This window comes from Enterococcus durans (genome assembly GCF_002277935.1).
Taxonomy (GTDB): domain Bacteria; phylum Bacillota; class Bacilli; order Lactobacillales; family Enterococcaceae; genus Enterococcus_B; species Enterococcus_B durans.
In genome coordinates, this window is sequence record NZ_CP022930.1 from 1,426,316 (window position 1) to 1,443,284 (window position 16,969).

Below are 16,969 nucleotides of genomic sequence, written 5' to 3' on the forward strand. Positions count from 1 at the left end.
TATGAAAAAGAAAGTATATATCATTTCTCATAGCCATTGGGATCGAGAGTGGTACATGGCGTACGAACAACATCACATGCGATTGATTGAATTAATGGATGATCTTCTGGAATTATTCGAGAAAGATCCAGAATTCAATAGTTTCCATCTTGATGGGCAGACGATTATTCTAGATGATTATCTGCAAGTTCGACCTGAAAAGAGAGAGTTGGTTCAGCAAGCAATCACGGCAGGAAAATTACGGATCGGTCCGTTCTATATTTTACAAGATGACTTTTTGATCAGCTCAGAATCAAATGTGCGCAATATGCTGATTGGCATGGAGGAAAGTCAAAAATGGGGAACACCTGTCATGCTTGGTTATTTCCCAGATACCTTTGGCAATATGGGGCAAACACCGCAGATGATGAAACAAGCTGGATTAGAGGCAGCCGCATTTGGGCGAGGTGTTAAGCCGATTGGATTTGATAATCAAGTATTAGAAGCGGAAAATTACTCTTCTCAGTATTCTGAGATGTGGTGGAAAGGACCTGATCAAACAGAGATTTTTGGGTTGCTTTTTGCGAACTGGTATAGTAATGGCAATGAAATACCATCAGAAAAAGAAGCAGCAAGAGTTTTTTGGAAGCAAAAACTGGCAGACGCAGAACAGTATGCTTCGACAGACCATCTTTTGATGATGAATGGGGTCGACCATCAACCAGTTCAAAAAGATATATCAAAAGCAATCCGTTTAGCAAATGAACTATATCCTGATTATGAGTTCGTCCATTCTAACTTTGTGGATTATCTTGAGGCAGTCCAAAAAGATCTACCAAAAGATCTGGGGGCTGTTGAAGGTGAGTTGACGAGTCAAGAAACGGATGGATGGTACACTTTAGCAAACACAGCTTCAGCACGAGTATACTTGAAACAGTGGAACACAAAAGTCCAAAGACAACTTGAAAATATTACAGAACCGTTGGCGACGATGGCGTATGAGGTAACAGGAGAGTATCCGCATGATCAACTAGACTATGCTTGGAAGACACTGATGCAAAATCATCCTCATGACAGCATCTGCGGTTGTTCCGTTGATTCTGTGCATCGAGAAATGATCACACGATTTGAAAAAGCCAATGAAGTAGGGAAGTATCTGGCAGATGAAGCACTGAGACAACTAGGCGAAGCAATCGATACGAGTGGATTACCAGAAGCTAGTTATCCATTTGTTGTGTTCAATACTGCTGGATCGCCTAAAACAGGTGAAGCAGAAATCTGCATCGAATTAGAAAGAAAACGGTTTGCAGAAGGAATACCAGAAGCACTTTATGCGGAATTGGAACAGCGACCAAAGAAAGTGTATCATGTCGAAACAGTCGACGGGAAAAAATTATCCGCAATGATCTCAGAAGAGAAAGTCGCGTTTGGCTATGACTTACCAAAAGATCGGTTTAGGGTACCATATATGGCACGAACGATCACAATTCGTTTACCTATAACTGAAATGCCTGCTTTTTCTTGGGAAACATTTGTTTTAGTTGAAGGGGCGGCCGAAGAACAAGCTGGTACGCTGATCGAAGATGCTGGACGAGTGCTGAAAAATGATCAAGTTCAGTTAGAGATCCAGTCAAACGGGACACTCACTTTGACAGACAAAGTCACTGGGGTTGTATTAGACGACTTATTAGTTTTTGAAGATGTGGGTGATGTTGGGAATGAATATATCTTCAAACAACCTGAGAATGACCAAGCGATTTTATCTAAAGAAATAAGCAATAGTACAATTGAAATCGTGACCGATACAAAAGAACTCGCACAAATCCGATTGACGCAAGAGATGGTGATCCCAGTTGCGGCAGATGAGCGTCTAGAAAAAGAACAAGAAATGGTCATCGAATTTCGGCATAGAAAAGCAGGGCGTTCCACAGAAACAGCGGTATTAGAGCTGACTACACTGATTACTTTAAGAAAAAATAGCAAGAAAATCGATTTTGAAACAACTGTGGATAATCAAATGAAAGACCACCGTTTGCGTGTCTTATTCCCGACAAAGTTACATGTGGAACAACATGAGGCAGATAGTATCTTTGAAGTAGTCACACGTCCTAATACTGTCGCAAAAGATTGGGAAAATCCTACGAATCCACAACACCAGCATGCATTTACTCACTTAGAGGATCAAACGTACGGTGTAACAATTGGAAACTATGGACTGAATGAATATGAGATTGTCGATGACGGTGTGATTGCTTTGACATTATTACGTTGCGTAGGTGAATTAGGTGACTGGGGATATTTCCCAACTCCTGAGGCACAATGTTTAGGAGAATATCGATTTAACTATAGTATCGAAGTACAGCCAACGGCAGAAAAATTCGTTAGCTATCAGCATGCCTATACTGCACAGATTCCTTTCTCAACAAAACAATTAGCAAAACAAAAAGGAACACTTCCACAAAAAAATCAATATTTATCTTGTACAGGTGAAACGTTTGCAATTACAGCTTTGAAACGGAGCAAATTTAGTGATAAAGTAGTAGTAAGAGGATTCAATATGTCTAGTCATTTAGAAAAACTACAGATAGAAAAAAATGGTCAATCTGGACACTTGTTGAATCTACTTGAAGAAACATGGGACGAAACGGTTGATCCAAATCTTAAGCCTTATGAAATTCGGACAATCGGATTTAAGGAGGAATAGCAAATGTATGGTGGGATAGAAGCAGGTGGAACAAAATTTGTTTGTGCGGTGTCTGATGAAGGCGTTATCGTAGAAAAAATCAGTATTCCTACAACAGCGCCGGAAGAAACATTGAAGCAAGTCTTTGACTTTTTCGATCAATATGAGTTAGAAGCGATGGGCATCGGTTCTTTTGGTCCTATCGGTATTGACAAGAGTACAGATAGCTATGGCTATGTTTTAGCCACACCAAAAAAAGGTTGGACGAATTACAATTTTTTGGGGAGCATCAAAGAACATTATGATATTCCAGTTGCATGGACGACAGATGTGAATGCTGCAGCTTACGGCGAATTATTGAAAGGCGCGGCTATTGGCAAAAAAAGTTGTATTTATTTGACTGTTGGAACTGGAATTGGGGCAGGCGTAGTGATAGATGGAAACATCTTTTCAGGGATCGCACATCCAGAAATGGGGCACATTTGGGTCAAGAGACATCCAGACGATACGTATGAAGGGACCTGTCCTTACCATAAAGATTGTTTAGAGGGATTAGCCGCTGGACCTTCCATTGAAGCACGAACGGGGATCAAAGGCCAAGACCTTCCTCAAGATCATCCAGTCTGGGATATGCAAGCTTTTTATATTGCGCAAGCTTTAGTCAACTATACACTAACCTTGGCTCCTGAAAAGATCATTTTAGGTGGCGGTGTCATGAATCAGGACCACTTGCTTCACAAAATCCGCCAACAATTTGTTGAACTGATGGGTGGTTATATGGAAACACCACCAGTCAGTGAATATATCGTTCGTTGGGGACTACCTAATGAGAGTGGCATCATCGGTAGTTTGTTATTAGCAGAGCATGAGTTAGCTCAAACAAAATAATCAGGGGATTTCTGTCCTCTAAAAATGAAAACACGACATATCAGCGAAAGTAAAGCTGACATGTCGTGTTTTTTTACCATAGACCAGGGGTTGCTGTTCCTATGATTTTTTCTTGAGTGAATGGGTGGGTCATATGCAGTTCTAAAGCATGAAGCATTAGACGTTTATCAGGACGCTCTTGGTAAAGCGGATCACCAACGATCGGATGACCATAGTTTGCCAGATGTACTCTGATCTGATGAGTTCGACCAGTTTCTAATACGCAATAGACTTGGGTTTGCCCATGACTTACTTGGTCGACTGTCACACGTGTCAGTGCGGTTTGGCCATTTCTGTTATCGACGACTCGTTTTCTTCGATCATGACGGTCACGCCCGATTTTGTCTTGAAGAACCAAGTCATGATTGATCGTTCCCCAAACAATTGCTTGATAGCGCCGGTAGATTTTCTTTTGTTCTAACATTCTTCCTAAAATGGGCAAAACAAAAGGGTTTTTGGCAAATAAAATAGCGCCACTTGTTTCTTTATCCAAGCGATGGACAACATATGGCTGTTGCCCTTTATCTGCTAGATAGGCAGCCAGATGATTGAGCAAGGTATCATTTTCTGTGGGTTCGTTGGGATGAGTTTTCATTCCAGCAGGTTTGTTGAGGATGATCAAATGGTCATCTTCATATAATGGATGGATATGTTCTGCCGCTCCTAGCTGGATTTGTTGATAATTGTAATCTGTTTCCTCGAAACGTAAGGTGATATGATCGCCACCGTGAACTTCAAAATGAAACAAGGCTGGTTCTTGATTGATCCAAACATTCCGTCGTGTTCGTAAGAAATGGCGGACTTTTCTTGGAACAAGCCATTCTTGCTCTAACAATTCTCGAACGGTTGTTGTAGGATGAGTGCTAGGTAAGGTAATCGTGATTTCCATAAATTTACTCCTTTTAGTCAAATGCAGTTTCATTGTATCATTTTTAAAATATATTTAAGAAAAAAATGAACGATTTCTGACATTTGGTATGCTAAACTAACGGCACGATTGCAAAAAGTCGATTTTATACATCTTAAGCAGGAAGTAACACAAAATAACTTGTGTTAAAATAAGACGATTGAATCAAAAAGATAGGAGAAGTAACTATGGATTTTCAAAGCATTTTAAGGAAAATAAAAGCTGCTTTGATCAGTTTTTGGCAATGGATCAGGCCTTATCTCGGACAGTTTCATCGATGGCGAAAACGGATTTGGAAAAAATACCACATCAATAAAGTCATCTTATTACTCGGGCTCATTGTTGTATTGATCACCAGTATCTATCTTTTTATTTTAGCAAAACAGGCAAATGTTGAGACGCTGAAATCTGGCTTAAGCCAGTCAACAGTTATTTATGATAAAAAGAATGAAGAAGCAGGAACACTTTATGCACAAAAAGGAACGTATGTCGAATTACAAGCAATTTCCCCTCATATACAAGATGCGGTGATTTCAACAGAAGACCGAAATTTTTACCAGCACCATGGATTTGATATCAAAGGGATTGCCAGAGCAGCAGTGAGAATGGTTTTATCCGGAGAAACATCCGGTGGTGGCGGAAGTACGATCACACAGCAACTTGCAAAAAATGCGTACTTGACACTTGACCAAACCTTTGATCGAAAAGCAAAGGAACTTTTCTTAGCAATCGAAATCGAGAAGAAGTATAGCAAAGAAGAAATTTTGACAATGTATTTGAACAACGCCTATTTCGGTAATGGAGTGTGGGGAGTACAGGATGCTTCACGAAAATACTTTGGCGTTGATGCAAGCCAGGTAACGATCTCTGAGGCAGCAACCTTAGCGGGAATGTTAAAAGGTCCCGGAATCTATAATCCGATTGATCACCCGGAAAATGCAAACAATCGAAAAAATACCGTATTAAGTGTAATGGAAGAAAATGGGAAGCTGACAAAAGAACAATATCAAGCAGAAAGTCAAACCGATATCAGTCAATACCTCAACGACACATATGATAATTCTGAATCGGGTTATCGCTACCCTTATTATTTTGATGCGGTCATTGATGAAGCGGTAAAAGAGTATGGTTTAGATGAAGCGGATGTGATGAATAAAGGCTATAAAATCTATACCGCATTGGATCAAGACTATCAGAAACAATTAGAAGCAACATATCAAAATAATGCCATATTCCCAGCCAATGCTGCAGATGGCGCAATGGTCCAATCCGCCTCCGTTGCTTTAGATCCACAAAGTGGTGGCGTTGAAGCACTGGTCGGGAGACGTGGGGAACATGTTTTCCGTGGATTTAGTTTTGCCACGCAAATGGAACGATCACCAGGTTCAACGATCAAACCGCTGAGCGTCTATGCGCCTGCGTTAGAAGCAGGTTATACGCCGTCAAGTGTATTGAGAGATGAACCACAATCGTATTACGATGCGCATAACTTTGATGGAACGTATCAAGGTAGTGTTCCAATGTATCAAGCAGTCGCCAATAGTTTGAACTTGCCAGCTGTTTGGTTGCTCCATGAGATTGGCTTGCAAAAAGGATACGACAAAGCAGAAGAATTTGGGTTACCTTTATCAAAATCAGACAAATACTATGGTCTGGCATTAGGTGGTCTGGAAAAAGGGGTATCACCATTGACGATGGCAGGTGCTTATAGTGCTTTTGCCAATAAAGGAAAAATGTATACACCACATTTAATCACTAAAATCGTTGATTCTACTGGTGCAGTGATCGTTGACAATACGAGCAAAAAGCCAAAACAAGTGATTTCTGAAGAAACGGCTGATCAAATGACAAGTATGCTTTTAGGTACATTTTCAAATGGAACAGCGGTTGCGGCAAATCCAGCCGGGTATACAGTGGCCGGAAAGACAGGAACTACTGAAACCAACTTTGATTCTACCAAAGCCAACGACCAATGGATCGTAGGGTATACCCCTGACGTAGTGATTTCTACTTGGATGGGATACGAAGAATCGAGTGAGATCCACTATTTAGAAGGTACCAGTGGGAATGTTGTCGGGAGAGTCTTCAAGTCAGCAGCAGAAGGAATCCTTCCTTACACGGATAAAAGTAGTTTTAGTGTGGCGGATGCATATGCCACAGGCGGACAAGTCGTTGCTGCCGATCAAGTGAACAATGACACGCAATCTAACGGAGAAACGAGTCAGTGGCAAGATAACCTGAATCAGTATGGCGAGCAGGCAAAAGATGGCCTGAAAAAATTTGGCGATCTAGTGAAAGATGGTGTCAAAGGAGTCGGAGAAGCAGCCAAGGATCTTTGGCGTAAATACCAAGGAGAGTAGACTCTATGAAAACGGATAAACAAATGTTACAATAAAAGGGAATAAAAAAAGAAAAGAGGCTAATTATGTCAAATATTTATGATAGCGCAAATCAAATTGAACGTGAAATCCGCGAACTACCAGAATTCAAGGCTTTGGAAGAAGCTTATGCAAAAGTAAAAGCCAATGAGGAAGCGCATCAGTTGTTTAAAGATTTCCAAGCAATGCAAATCGAATTGCAAGAAAAACAAATGAGCGGCCAAGAATTCAGTGATGAAGATGCAGCCAAAGCCCAAGAGATGGCAATGAAAATCCAAGCAGAAGAAGTCATCAATGATTTGATGCAAAAAGAACAAGGATTCAGCACGATCATCAATGATTTAAACCGAATCATCATGACACCAGTCAGAGATTTATATAGTGAATAGAAGTCTTGAATAGTATGGACTGAAGCTAAGAATGGAAAAATAGGTCGAGACAAAAGTCGTTTAGGTTTGAGAAATTGGAGAGAAAAACGAACAATACGCTTTTTGTATTGCTCGTTTTTTTCGAAATTTCCGAAAAACCTGACTTTTGACCGCCGTTTATTCGAGAGTCTGTGGCAAACCTGATTTTTAGATTTGTCCCATTCTTTAAAAACGAATAAACGGTGGGAGCAGAAGCAACTCCTTCGGAAATAAGCCGAAATTCACAAAAATTTGAAAAGCAATTTTCGTGAATTTCTTCTTATTTCTCGGAGTTAAACACTTCTGTCCCAACCTCTTTTTTTTGAATGGATTTAGCGTGGAAAATGGCTTTTCCAGATTTTAAGATGGTCGAAACATGAGGTATAAAATATGAGAAGTAGAGAAAATACGTTTATTGTTTTGACTGCTTCAATGAGCAATTCTGAGGGAAGATTATTTTTTTCGTTTGAAGAAAAAAGAGTTCTGCGATTGCCACTATTCTCCAACATTTTTTGCTATGGTTACTTAGATAGTAACTAAAATGCAGAATATTAAGGGGAGCTAGCGATGGAGCAGGAAAAATATTTTTTAGGTATTGAGAATACGCCATGCTTTAATTTCAAACGAATGACGGAACTATGCGCAAAATCTAAGACTAAAACACTCTTGACGTATCTGATGAAACTGGAAAATACGGTACAAGATGCCGCATGTCAGTATGCACAGAAGCAGACTGTGGATAGCTTTACCAACTACGAAAGCAGTATCAATTGGATAGCTAGTTTAAATAAAGAAGTTTCTAGAAGGCGCCAAAACAAGAAGAACTTTCTGATGAAATACATACGAAAAAATAAATATACTAAACTCAACGAACGAGTAGAACAACATGTGAACTACTTTAAATCCTGTAAAACAGCTCGGCAAACTCATCATCAAATGAAGCAAGCAAATCAGAACCAGCAGTCTGAACAGTCAAAATACCCGATGGGGCGATCAAATACGCAACGGCACCCAAGCACTTCTCTCCAAACGTCTGAGCCACCAAAAAAGAGGATCGATCTAAGAAAAATACCGCAACGTTCAGATAGTAGAGTCTCCAGAAAAACTGTGATCCTTCATGGGATAGCAGTCAAAGAATTGCAGATTAAGCAAAGAGCTTCTCTTGTCCGTTCTCTTGATTCCGATTCAAGATAAAACAAAAAAACTCTGTATAGACGATAACAATCGATCGTTGTATGCAGAGATTTTTTGTTTATGCTGAAAGTAGTTGGAAAGACAGGTTTGTTTCTTAACTATCAAGGTGTATCTGCTATACTAGAGATAGTTTTCCAGATGATTCTCGTTTAAAGATTCAGTTGACGATTTAAAGTAAGGTGGTGTATCAGAATGAAAAATAAAAAATTTTCTTGGAAAGATTTTTGGGAAATCATCGGTTCATATCTTTTCACGATTCTCTTACTCCCAGCAATTTATTCTTTGACAACTGCCCAAGTAGTTTCTTCTGTATTTGATGAAAAATACCTGATAGACATCATTGTCTTATTTTGTGTCATCATTGTGCCGTTTGCTGTCTACAAAGGAATACGAAAACGAAAATAAGTACTTTTCGTTATTCATGTTGCATCTGATAAAAATACCCCTTGTTAGCCATTAATTCTTCGTAGGTACCAGTTTCGATGATTTTTCCTTTCTCGATCACAATGATGCGATCTGCTTCTTTGATGGTAGAAAGTCGATGGGCAACAATAAATGTGGTCGCTGCTTCGGTCAAATAATCCAGAGCGTGTTGAATCTTTTTTTCCGATTGTGTATCTAAGGCTGAAGTAGCTTCATCCAATAAAATGATTTTAGGGTTACGAATCAAGGCTCGTGCGATGGAAATCCGTTGTTTCTGGCCACCAGATAATTGACTGCCATTTTCTCCGACTAAGGTGTCCAATCCATTGGGAAGCTCTTCGATCAATGAACGTAGTTGTGCAGCTTCGATCACGGCGTCTAATTGCTGTTCTGAAATGTTCGTCAGTCCATACGTAATATTTTCTCTGATTGATGCAGAAAAAAGCAGCGTCGTTTGTGGAACGACAGCTAAAAATTGCCGAACAGATCGCATATCCACTTGCGTCAACGGTTGCTCATCTAAATAGATCGTTCCTGAAGTAGGTTGGATGAAGCCAATCAATAAATTCAGTAGCGTAGATTTGCCTGAGCCTGACGGTCCAACAAAGGCGATTGTTTCTCCAGGTTGGACATCTAGGGTGAAATCGTTGATGACGGGGTGTTGTTTATCTAAATAATGAAAACTGACATGATCGAAGTAAAAATGGCCGTCTATTTTTTTTATTTTCTTTTTTCCTTGATAGCGCTCTACTTCACCAGCACCCATGATTTCCCCGATAGAACTAATTGATTCCATTCCCTTTGAGATCGTTGGAACGAGGGTGATGATCCCCGAAACTGAGTTGACGACAGTTGTAAAGTAAGTTTGGTACATCACTACGTCACCTGGTTGGATTTTTCCTTGTAGCGCTAATAGTCCAGTAAATATCAAACAGATCAATTGGAAAATTTGAAAACTAGCCCAACTCACGGAACCAAAGACCGATTGCAATATATCTAATTGGAATCCTTTTTTATAGATTTGAGAAAAATGGGTATTCAAACGTCTTGTTTCATGATCCTCTAGTGAATGAGCTCTAGCAATCGGAGCTAGTTCGATTACTTCAAACACTTTTGCTGAAGTTTCTTCCATTTCTTGACGGAATTCTGAGTTTGACCGTTTGATTTTCTTGCGGAAGAAAACAACAACTAATGCGGCAAATGGAACGGTTGCTAAAAAGAAGAGAAAAACTACTGGGCTTTTGTATAAGGTGATTCCCAGAGCTACGAATAAATTCACTGAAATATTCAATGCACTTACAAAGACTTGCGACGAGAGAGTCTGGATAGCTTCAACATCACGAATGATCTTTGATTGGATCCTCCCAGACTGCATCTCCTTCTGATAGGGGATCGATAATTCTTGGATTTTCTTGATCAATGCTCCACGGAGCCCAGCTTCTACTTGGCGAATCGAAGAGCTATGATATTTGACATGAAAGTAATTGGTCAAAATATTTTGGCCAATCAGTAAAAACATAAATAGAGCATTTACATAAATTGTATGGATCTGTGTAGTATCTCTTGATGTTGCTACATTGATCACGTTCGCAATGGCTATTGGCATGAGCCATGAAGGCAAGTGTTTGATCACAAAAAATAGACTGGATAGAGCAAAGCGTCCATAATTGCCTTGATAAAGTGTCAATAAAATATAAAATGGATTCTTTTGTTCTTTTAGATAACTCTCTTTGATATGTTCTTCCATCATTCATACCTCAGCAAATGTCGTAAAGACGTTCTAAATGGATTACTGCCTGGACAACCGATTTTTCCGGTGTTGCTTCAAGGGTCGTATACAGCAGAGGACGGTCGTATTTTGCAAAGTGCAACAAAGGGCGGAAATCTAAACAGCCTTGGCCTACTGGAACCATCTGGATGGTTTTGTTTTTGATGATGTAGTCCTTAAGATGCAACGCTGCTAAATGAGGACCAAGTTCTTCTAAGGCATTTTGAATGATTGCTTTTTGTTCTCCGTGATTTTGAGGACAAATCAAATTTGCGCAGTCTAATATGAGCTTTAGATTTGGAGAAGCCACATCATGGATCAATCTTTTAGCTAATTGATAAGAGTAGAGCGGATGATTGATGCCGGCTTCGATTGCGACGGTTACACCAAACTTTTCTGCTTCTTTGACCATTTCGATGACAGAATCTCGAGCAATTTGATACGCTTCTTCGGTAAAATTTCTTGGAGTATAGCCAGTCCCAACACTACCAGTTTCTGTAGCAATCATCTTTGCTCCATAAGCTGAGCAAAGCGAAATCTGATGTTTGAACGTAGCTAACGCTTGTTTTCGAATATGACTATCTTCACTGGAAATATTGACATAACACCCCAGTATAGAAAGTTCAATATCGTTTTTTTGGAAATAAGTGCCAAAGTGACTAGCTGTCCCTAAAGTCATGTTGCCTAACGTCAATTCTTTCGGAAACGCTTTTTGTGGTGCAAATTGGATATGAGAAAGGCGCAACTCTTGCAACTTTTGAACCAAGTTTTCTTTTGTAGTGATGGTTAAGTCATGTGCTCGAATCCCTAAATTAAGTGGGAAAATCTTAAACACCTTCTTTCAATAACTCAGCAAGCGGTAGTTGTTGTGCTTTTATTTCTTGAACGATCAAGTGTGCTATTTTTTCTGCTCCTAATGGACTGAAATGGGTATTGTCCTCCAAACCATCTGGATAATTTTTGTTTACTTCTGGTTTTAGATGCAAATAAAATTCTTTTGTTTGTTCCTCTGTGTAGGTGTGTAAAAGCTGCTGTGATAACGAAAAGATATCTAACAACGGATAATTATTTTTTTTTGCAAATTGTTTCATTGCGCTAGGATATTCGCCTAAACAATCGGCATCTAACCTGCCATTGGGCAAATAATTTCGCCGAGTGACCGGAGTCAGAAAAACTGGATGGACATTTACTTTTATGGCTGTACGGGCAAAAAACGCAAGATTCTCAATGTACTCTCCGTATGGAAGGGTTCCTTTATCTGCGTGTATTTTTTGATCATTATGTCCAAATTGAATCAACAAAAAATCGCCTGGTTTAAATGTAGTAACTAGACGAGCTAAACGTCCTTCCTCAATGAAGGATTTGGTGCTCCGACCGTTCATTGCTTGATTATTGAGGGAAACAGCTGGAGCGAAATAGGAAGCAAACTTTTCTCCCCAACCGGTTTCTGGTCGTTTTTGTTCTTCTTTTATTGAGGCAGTAGAATCTCCAGCAATATGGATAGTTGGCATTTTTTCACTACTTTCTAACCGTATTTTTTCTGAAATCTAGGTAGGAACGATACACTCATGGTAAAGGGAGTAGTTGCTAGTACGAGTGTCTTTTTTATCTATTTACGCTTTTTCTTCAAAAAGAATCGAGAGTGGGACAAAAGGAAGAAATACTTTTGTCTCATCCTTTAAAAACGAATGAGTGGCGGGAGCAGAAGCAACTCCTTCTTAAATAAGCCGAAATTCACAAAAATGTGAAAAGTAATTTTCGTGAATTTCTTCTTATTTCTCGGAGTTAAACACTTCTGTCCCAGCCTCAAGCATATAATCAAAGAAATAGGGAACAGTAGACATAGCAAAAACTGTCCACTATTTATTAATCAAAAAAACCAAAATAGTGCTGGGCATTGTGGTAGCTGATATTTTCTACAAGGTTGCCGAGTAGTTCAACATCTTCTGGCGCTTCACCGCGTTCGACCATTTCCCCGATAAATTCGCAAAGTACACGACGGAAATATTCATGCCTAGTGTACGAAAGAAAACTTCTGGAATCTGTGAGCATACCAACAAAATTACCTAAAGCACTTCCATCAGCAAATTGTGTGAGCTGTTCTCTCATCCCCGCACGCGTATCGTTGTACCACCAACCTGATCCTAATTGTAATTTACCAGGTGCTTCTTTTTGAAAGCATCCCATCAAAGCAGTGATGATCGGATAATCATTTGGATTTAATGAATAAAGGATCGTTTTAGGTAATTGATCGGTACTTTCAGCACGGTCCAATAGCTGTTGTAATGGCACAGTTAATGACAGGTCATTGATCCCATCATAGCCAGTATCTGGTCCTAATGTCTCAAACATCCGTGTATTACAGTTCCGGTAGGCATGGATATGCAGTTGCATCGTCCATTTGTAGGAATGATAGAATTGGAATAGTCGGCTTAGTGTTTCTGTACGATAAGCATCGATATCCGCTTTTTCTAATGGTTTGCCAGCCAGAGCTTTCTGGAAGATCGCTTCTAATTGCTCCTCGTCTGCCTCTGCATAACGCAATGTATCTAGCGCATGATCGGAGACACGGCAGCCATGTTGATGGAAATAATCTACTCGTTGTCCCAAAGCTTCAACAAACTGTGTGTAGGTTGTGATTGGTTGTTCCGTTTCTTCCGCTAGCGCTGTGACCCACTGCTCAAATCCTTCTCTATCGACATTCAATGCTTTGTCGGGTCTAAAAGAAGGGAGAACGCGCAATTCTGTTTCTTCTTCAGCTAATAAGCGGTGATAGTGGAGGTCATCGATGGGATCATCGGTCGTACAGATAACTTTAACATGCGCATTTTTTGCAATTTCTCGTCGCTTGAATTTAGGTGTTGCTAAACATTTGTTTGCTTGATCCCAGATTTCTTGGGCATTTTCTTCGTTAACAAGGAGGTCGATATCAAAAAAACGTTTTAGTTCAAGATGGGTCCACGTATAGAGTGGGTTGCCAATGACCTTTGGTACAGTTTGACACCATGCTAGAAATTTTTCGAAATCAGAAGCGTTACCAGTAATCTTTTCCTCTGGCACACCACAGGCACGCATCAGACGCCATTTGTAGTGATCGCCACCTAACCAAGCTTCGGTGATATTTTCAAAATTTTTATTCTCGTAGATTTCTTTTGGGTCTAAATGGCAATGATAATCAATGATGGGCATTTTCTTTGCATAAGAATGATACAATTTTTTTGCCCATTCATCTTTTAATAAAAAATCTTCTGATAAAAACATTTGTCGTCCTTCTTTCTTTTTTTATGATCGTAAGCTTTATAGTGTCACACCATTTTTGAAGATGGCAATTTCTCTTACATCATTCTGCTCATTTCTAGTTTCTTCACCGCTAGCAACAGCAATGATTTTTGTAATAAAGCGTTCTAAAATGCTTTCCATAGGTTCCTTCAGCAGTTCGCCAGCATTGAAATCCATCCAATGTCCTTTTCGATCGAACAATGTTGTATTCGTCGCAACTTTTAAAGTTGGCACATAAGAGCCGAAAGGAGTACCACGACCAGTTGTAAATAGGACCAACTGACAATCAGAAGAAGCAAGGGCAGAAGCAGCAACTAGGTCATTTCCAGGAGCCTGTAATAAACTAAGCCCATTTTTTCGGATCTTTTCCCCATATTGAAGAACATCTACAACTGCGGAACTTCCAGATTTTTGGGTACAACCCAACGATTTATCCTCTAAGGTCGTTATCCCTCCGGCTTTGTTCCCTGGAGAAGGGTTTTCATAAACTGGTTCTCCATAAGAAAGAAAATATTGTTTGAAGTCATTGATCAGATGAACGATAGAGTCAAATACTTCCTCATTTTCTGCACGTGCCATCAATACTTGTTCCGCCCCAAACATCTCAGGTACTTCAGTCAGGATCGTACTGCCTCCTTGAGAGATAAGATAATCTGAAAATGCACCAAGGAGTGGATTAGCTGTAATACCTGATAGACCATCTGAACCACCACACTTCAGGCCCACGTTTAATTTATTCAAAGGAACTGTTGTGCGTTGATCCCCAGCAGCAGCTTCTAACAATTCTTCTAGTAAGGCAACACCTTGTTCAATCTCATTGTAGACTTCTTGGGCAACGAGAAATTTAACTCGGTCATCGTCATATTCTCCGAGAGTTTTCTTGAATTCTGGGACTGTATTGTTCTCGCAGCCTAATCCAAAGACGAGAACTCCGCCAGCATTCGGATGATGGACTGCATCGGCTAAGATATCTCTTGTTTGCAAGTGGTCTTTTCCTAGTTGGGAACAGCCATAGGGGTGTTTTAAAATCGTTACGTGATCGAAATTCCCTAGGTCAGGATGTTTTTGCTTGAATTCTTTGACGATCAGCTCTGCAACCCCGTTTACACAACCAACTGTTGGAACGATGAACAGATCATTTCGAATGCCTACCTTTCCGTTCTTTCGGACATAACCTTGAAAAGTGCGGTTCTCAAAAGGATAGCTGATAGGATGGACATCTTGCTGAAAATGATAAGTCAATTCACCTGAAAGATTAGTTTTCACATTATGGGTATGCAACCATTCTCCGGCTTTGACATCTGTAGTGACATGACCGATCGGATAACCATATTTAATGACATTTTCGCCTTCTTTTAAATCTACTAATGCAATTTTATGACCTTGTGGAATATCTTCCAATGTTGTGACGATTTGTTGATCTACGACAAGCTGTGTTGCTTTAGGAATAGGGGATAAAGCTACGACTACACTATCTCTTTGATTTAATTTCATGATGGGTAAAGGAGTGACAGTAGTTTCAAGCATTCATCATCGTTCCTTCCATTTCACTGACGACTTGTCGAATATCGGCAGCCTCAATTTTTTCGATCAGTGATTCGATCGTTGCTGTTAGGCTATTTATTTTAGATAAATCAGTGCCCCAGAGAGTCTCGTCTTGCAATAATGTAGCTACAGCAGTAGTTGGTTGTTCCCAAGCGGATTTAAAGCGCTCAACGATCACCGGATCATCATGAACAGTTACTTGGTCATTGCGATACATCAGTAACAAAGCAGCTAAAGAAATGCTCATAAGCGGTGGTAATTGATTTTTTTCGTCCGCATATCTTCTGAATACTGGTAACAGGCGTGTAGTGAATTTAGAGATACTATTCAATGAAATCGCTTCTAATTTATGATTAGCAAATGGATTTAAAAAGCGTTCTTTGATTTGCTCTGCATATACGATCAATTCGCTTTCTGGTAAAGCGAGCATCGGGATCAGTTCTGTTGCAAACAATTGATCGATGTAGCCTGAAAAAAGTGGATCTTTCATTACATCTTCAACCGTTTCTAACCCAGCTAATCTAGCTACAGGGACCATAGCAGTATGCGGTCCGTTCAAAAGATGGACTTTTCGTTCACGATAAGGTGTCATATCTTCTGTAAATACAACGTTCAATCCAGCTTCAACTAATGGTAATTTTTCTTTTACTGTTTCAGGTCCTTCAATCACCCATAACATGAATGGTTCTGCTTTGACCATCAGCTGATCTTCATAACCATGTCGTTCGTTGAAGACTGAAGCTGATTCTCTTGGATAGCCAGGAACGATCCGGTCAACTAAACTGCAGCAAAATATATTTTCTTGATCGAGCCATGTGATGAATTCTGTTCCCAAATCCCACTGGTGTGCATAACGCAAGATGATTTCTTTTAATTTTTCTCCATTTCGATCAATCAACTCGCAAGGAATGATCGTCAATCCTGCTTTGCCTGCCGCAAATCTCCTATATAAGAAAGCAGTCAATTTCCCAGGGAAACTTTCTGGAGGCATATCTTGGAGTTGATCGCTTTCCAGATATTGGATACCTGCTTCTGTTGTGTTGGAGAAGATGAATTCTAAGTCCTCATTTTCAGCTAATGACAAAAAGTGGTTCCATTGTTGATAAGGATTGATCACATCATCAACCACTGTGATGACTTCTGAGGAATCGATGATTTCTCCATCCAATAATCCTTGCAAAATAACCGTGTATAAATTATCTTGATTGTTCAGCATTTCCCCAAGTCCCATGGGTAACGGTTGGACGATTGTCACGTTTCCGCGATAAAGCTCCTGATTATTTAGTTGCTGGATCTGCCAATCAACAAAACCACGCATAAAGTTGCCATCTCCAAATTGTAAAATTTTTGTAGGAGCATTGTTTTTTTGAACCAGTTCTTTCGTTAGTTTTTTCATTTTTTATTGTCCTTTCTGTGTTATGCACACGTTAACATTTTTATGTAAAAAAGTAGAAGATTCTACTTTTTATCTCGGGTGTA

General features: G+C 39.8%; 13 protein-coding genes. 6 read left to right on the forward strand and 7 right to left on the reverse strand.

The window, feature by feature from the left end:
• Window position 1: 1 nt before the first annotated feature.
• Together CJZ72_RS06840 and CJZ72_RS06845 are read left to right on the forward strand one after the other, a co-directional pair.
• Window positions 2–2,683 carry an alpha-mannosidase gene (locus tag CJZ72_RS06840; RefSeq protein WP_095443710.1) on the forward strand — a complete coding sequence of 894 codons (2,682 nt, stop codon included), beginning with the start codon at window positions 2–4 and terminating at the stop codon, window positions 2,681–2,683.
• 3 nt (window positions 2,684–2,686) lie between these two features.
• A complete protein-coding gene (locus CJZ72_RS06845) occupies window positions 2,687–3,550 on the forward strand; it encodes an ROK family protein (protein WP_081134636.1) in 864 nt (287 codons plus the stop codon).
• A gap of 73 nt (window positions 3,551–3,623) precedes the next feature.
• Here the strand turns inward: CJZ72_RS06845 and CJZ72_RS06850 are convergent, their stop codons facing one another.
• Window positions 3,624–4,478, reverse strand: coding sequence for an RluA family pseudouridine synthase (locus CJZ72_RS06850; protein ID WP_081134634.1), 855 nt, complete (start codon window positions 4,476–4,478; stop codon window positions 3,624–3,626).
• 206 nt (window positions 4,479–4,684) lie between these two features.
• Between CJZ72_RS06850 and CJZ72_RS06855 the strand changes: the two genes are divergently transcribed.
• The 4 genes from CJZ72_RS06855 (at window position 4,685) to CJZ72_RS06870 (ending at window position 8,880) form a co-directional block, all read left to right on the forward strand.
• Complete coding sequence (locus CJZ72_RS06855) at window positions 4,685–6,856, forward strand: PBP1A family penicillin-binding protein (RefSeq protein ID WP_081134632.1); 2,172 nt, start codon at window positions 4,685–4,687, stop codon at window positions 6,854–6,856.
• 65 nt (window positions 6,857–6,921) lie between these two features.
• Entirely contained in the window at window positions 6,922–7,263 is a 342-nt protein-coding gene (locus tag CJZ72_RS06860; protein ID WP_005876101.1) for a YlbF family regulator, read from the forward strand.
• Between the two features lie 585 nt (window positions 7,264–7,848).
• Complete coding sequence (locus tag CJZ72_RS06865) at window positions 7,849–8,475, forward strand: hypothetical protein (protein ID WP_095443711.1); 627 nt, start codon at window positions 7,849–7,851, stop codon at window positions 8,473–8,475.
• 192 nt (window positions 8,476–8,667) lie between these two features.
• On the forward strand, window positions 8,668–8,880 hold the full coding sequence (locus CJZ72_RS06870; RefSeq protein WP_005876099.1) for a hypothetical protein: 213 nt from the start codon (window positions 8,668–8,670) through the stop codon (window positions 8,878–8,880).
• 10 nt (window positions 8,881–8,890) lie between these two features.
• On the opposite strand, the gene CJZ72_RS06875 is transcribed toward CJZ72_RS06870, so the two are convergent.
• The 6 genes from CJZ72_RS06875 to CJZ72_RS06900 all read right to left on the reverse strand — a co-directional run bounded on the left by CJZ72_RS06875 (window position 8,891) and on the right by CJZ72_RS06900 (window position 16,886).
• Window positions 8,891–10,645, reverse strand: a complete 1,755-nt coding sequence (locus tag CJZ72_RS06875) for an ABC transporter ATP-binding protein (protein ID WP_095443712.1) — start codon at window positions 10,643–10,645, stop codon at window positions 8,891–8,893.
• A 10-nt stretch (window positions 10,646–10,655) separates the two neighbouring features.
• Complete coding sequence (locus CJZ72_RS06880) at window positions 10,656–11,492, reverse strand: sugar phosphate isomerase/epimerase family protein (RefSeq protein ID WP_198324552.1); 837 nt, start codon at window positions 11,490–11,492, stop codon at window positions 10,656–10,658.
• Between the two features lies 1 nt (window position 11,493).
• Complete coding sequence (locus tag CJZ72_RS06885; RefSeq protein WP_081134625.1) at window positions 11,494–12,177, reverse strand: rhamnogalacturonan acetylesterase; 684 nt, start codon at window positions 12,175–12,177, stop codon at window positions 11,494–11,496.
• A 355-nt stretch (window positions 12,178–12,532) separates the two neighbouring features.
• Window positions 12,533–13,927, reverse strand: a complete 1,395-nt coding sequence (gene uxaC, locus CJZ72_RS06890; protein ID WP_095443714.1) for a glucuronate isomerase — start codon at window positions 13,925–13,927, stop codon at window positions 12,533–12,535.
• Window positions 13,928–13,963: 36 nt separating this feature from the next.
• A complete protein-coding gene (locus tag CJZ72_RS06895; RefSeq protein WP_005876090.1) occupies window positions 13,964–15,472 on the reverse strand; it encodes a UxaA family hydrolase in 1,509 nt (502 codons plus the stop codon).
• The gene (locus CJZ72_RS06900; protein ID WP_095443715.1) at window positions 15,465–16,886 is read right to left on the reverse strand and encodes a tagaturonate reductase; all 1,422 of its coding nucleotides are present in this window, start codon (window positions 16,884–16,886) and stop codon (window positions 15,465–15,467) included. The genes CJZ72_RS06895 and CJZ72_RS06900 overlap by 8 nt, the downstream gene beginning before the upstream one ends.
• Window positions 16,887–16,969: the final 83 nt, after the last annotated feature.

Bases quoted from the DNA above. Each gene is read 5' to 3' on its own strand.
- CJZ72_RS06840 (WP_095443710.1), top strand. From the start codon at position 2: ATGAAAAAGAAAGTATATATCATTTCTCATAGCCATTGGGATCGAGAG.
- CJZ72_RS06845 (WP_081134636.1), top strand. From the start codon at position 2,687: ATGTATGGTGGGATAGAAGCAGGTGGAACAAAATTTGTTTGTGCGGTG.
- CJZ72_RS06850 (WP_081134634.1), bottom strand. From the start codon at position 4,478: ATGGAAATCACGATTACCTTACCTAGCACTCATCCTACAACAACCGTT.
- CJZ72_RS06855 (WP_081134632.1), top strand. From the start codon at position 4,685: ATGGATTTTCAAAGCATTTTAAGGAAAATAAAAGCTGCTTTGATCAGT.
- CJZ72_RS06860 (WP_005876101.1), top strand. From the start codon at position 6,922: ATGTCAAATATTTATGATAGCGCAAATCAAATTGAACGTGAAATCCGC.
- CJZ72_RS06865 (WP_095443711.1), top strand. From the start codon at position 7,849: ATGGAGCAGGAAAAATATTTTTTAGGTATTGAGAATACGCCATGCTTT.
- CJZ72_RS06870 (WP_005876099.1), top strand. From the start codon at position 8,668: ATGAAAAATAAAAAATTTTCTTGGAAAGATTTTTGGGAAATCATCGGT.
- CJZ72_RS06875 (WP_095443712.1), bottom strand. From the start codon at position 10,645: ATGGAAGAACATATCAAAGAGAGTTATCTAAAAGAACAAAAGAATCCA.
- CJZ72_RS06885 (WP_081134625.1), bottom strand. From the start codon at position 12,177: ATGCCAACTATCCATATTGCTGGAGATTCTACTGCCTCAATAAAAGAA.
- uxaC (WP_095443714.1), bottom strand. From the start codon at position 13,927: ATGTTTTTATCAGAAGATTTTTTATTAAAAGATGAATGGGCAAAAAAA.
- CJZ72_RS06895 (WP_005876090.1), bottom strand. From the start codon at position 15,472: ATGCTTGAAACTACTGTCACTCCTTTACCCATCATGAAATTAAATCAA.
- CJZ72_RS06900 (WP_095443715.1), bottom strand. From the start codon at position 16,886: ATGAAAAAACTAACGAAAGAACTGGTTCAAAAAAACAATGCTCCTACA.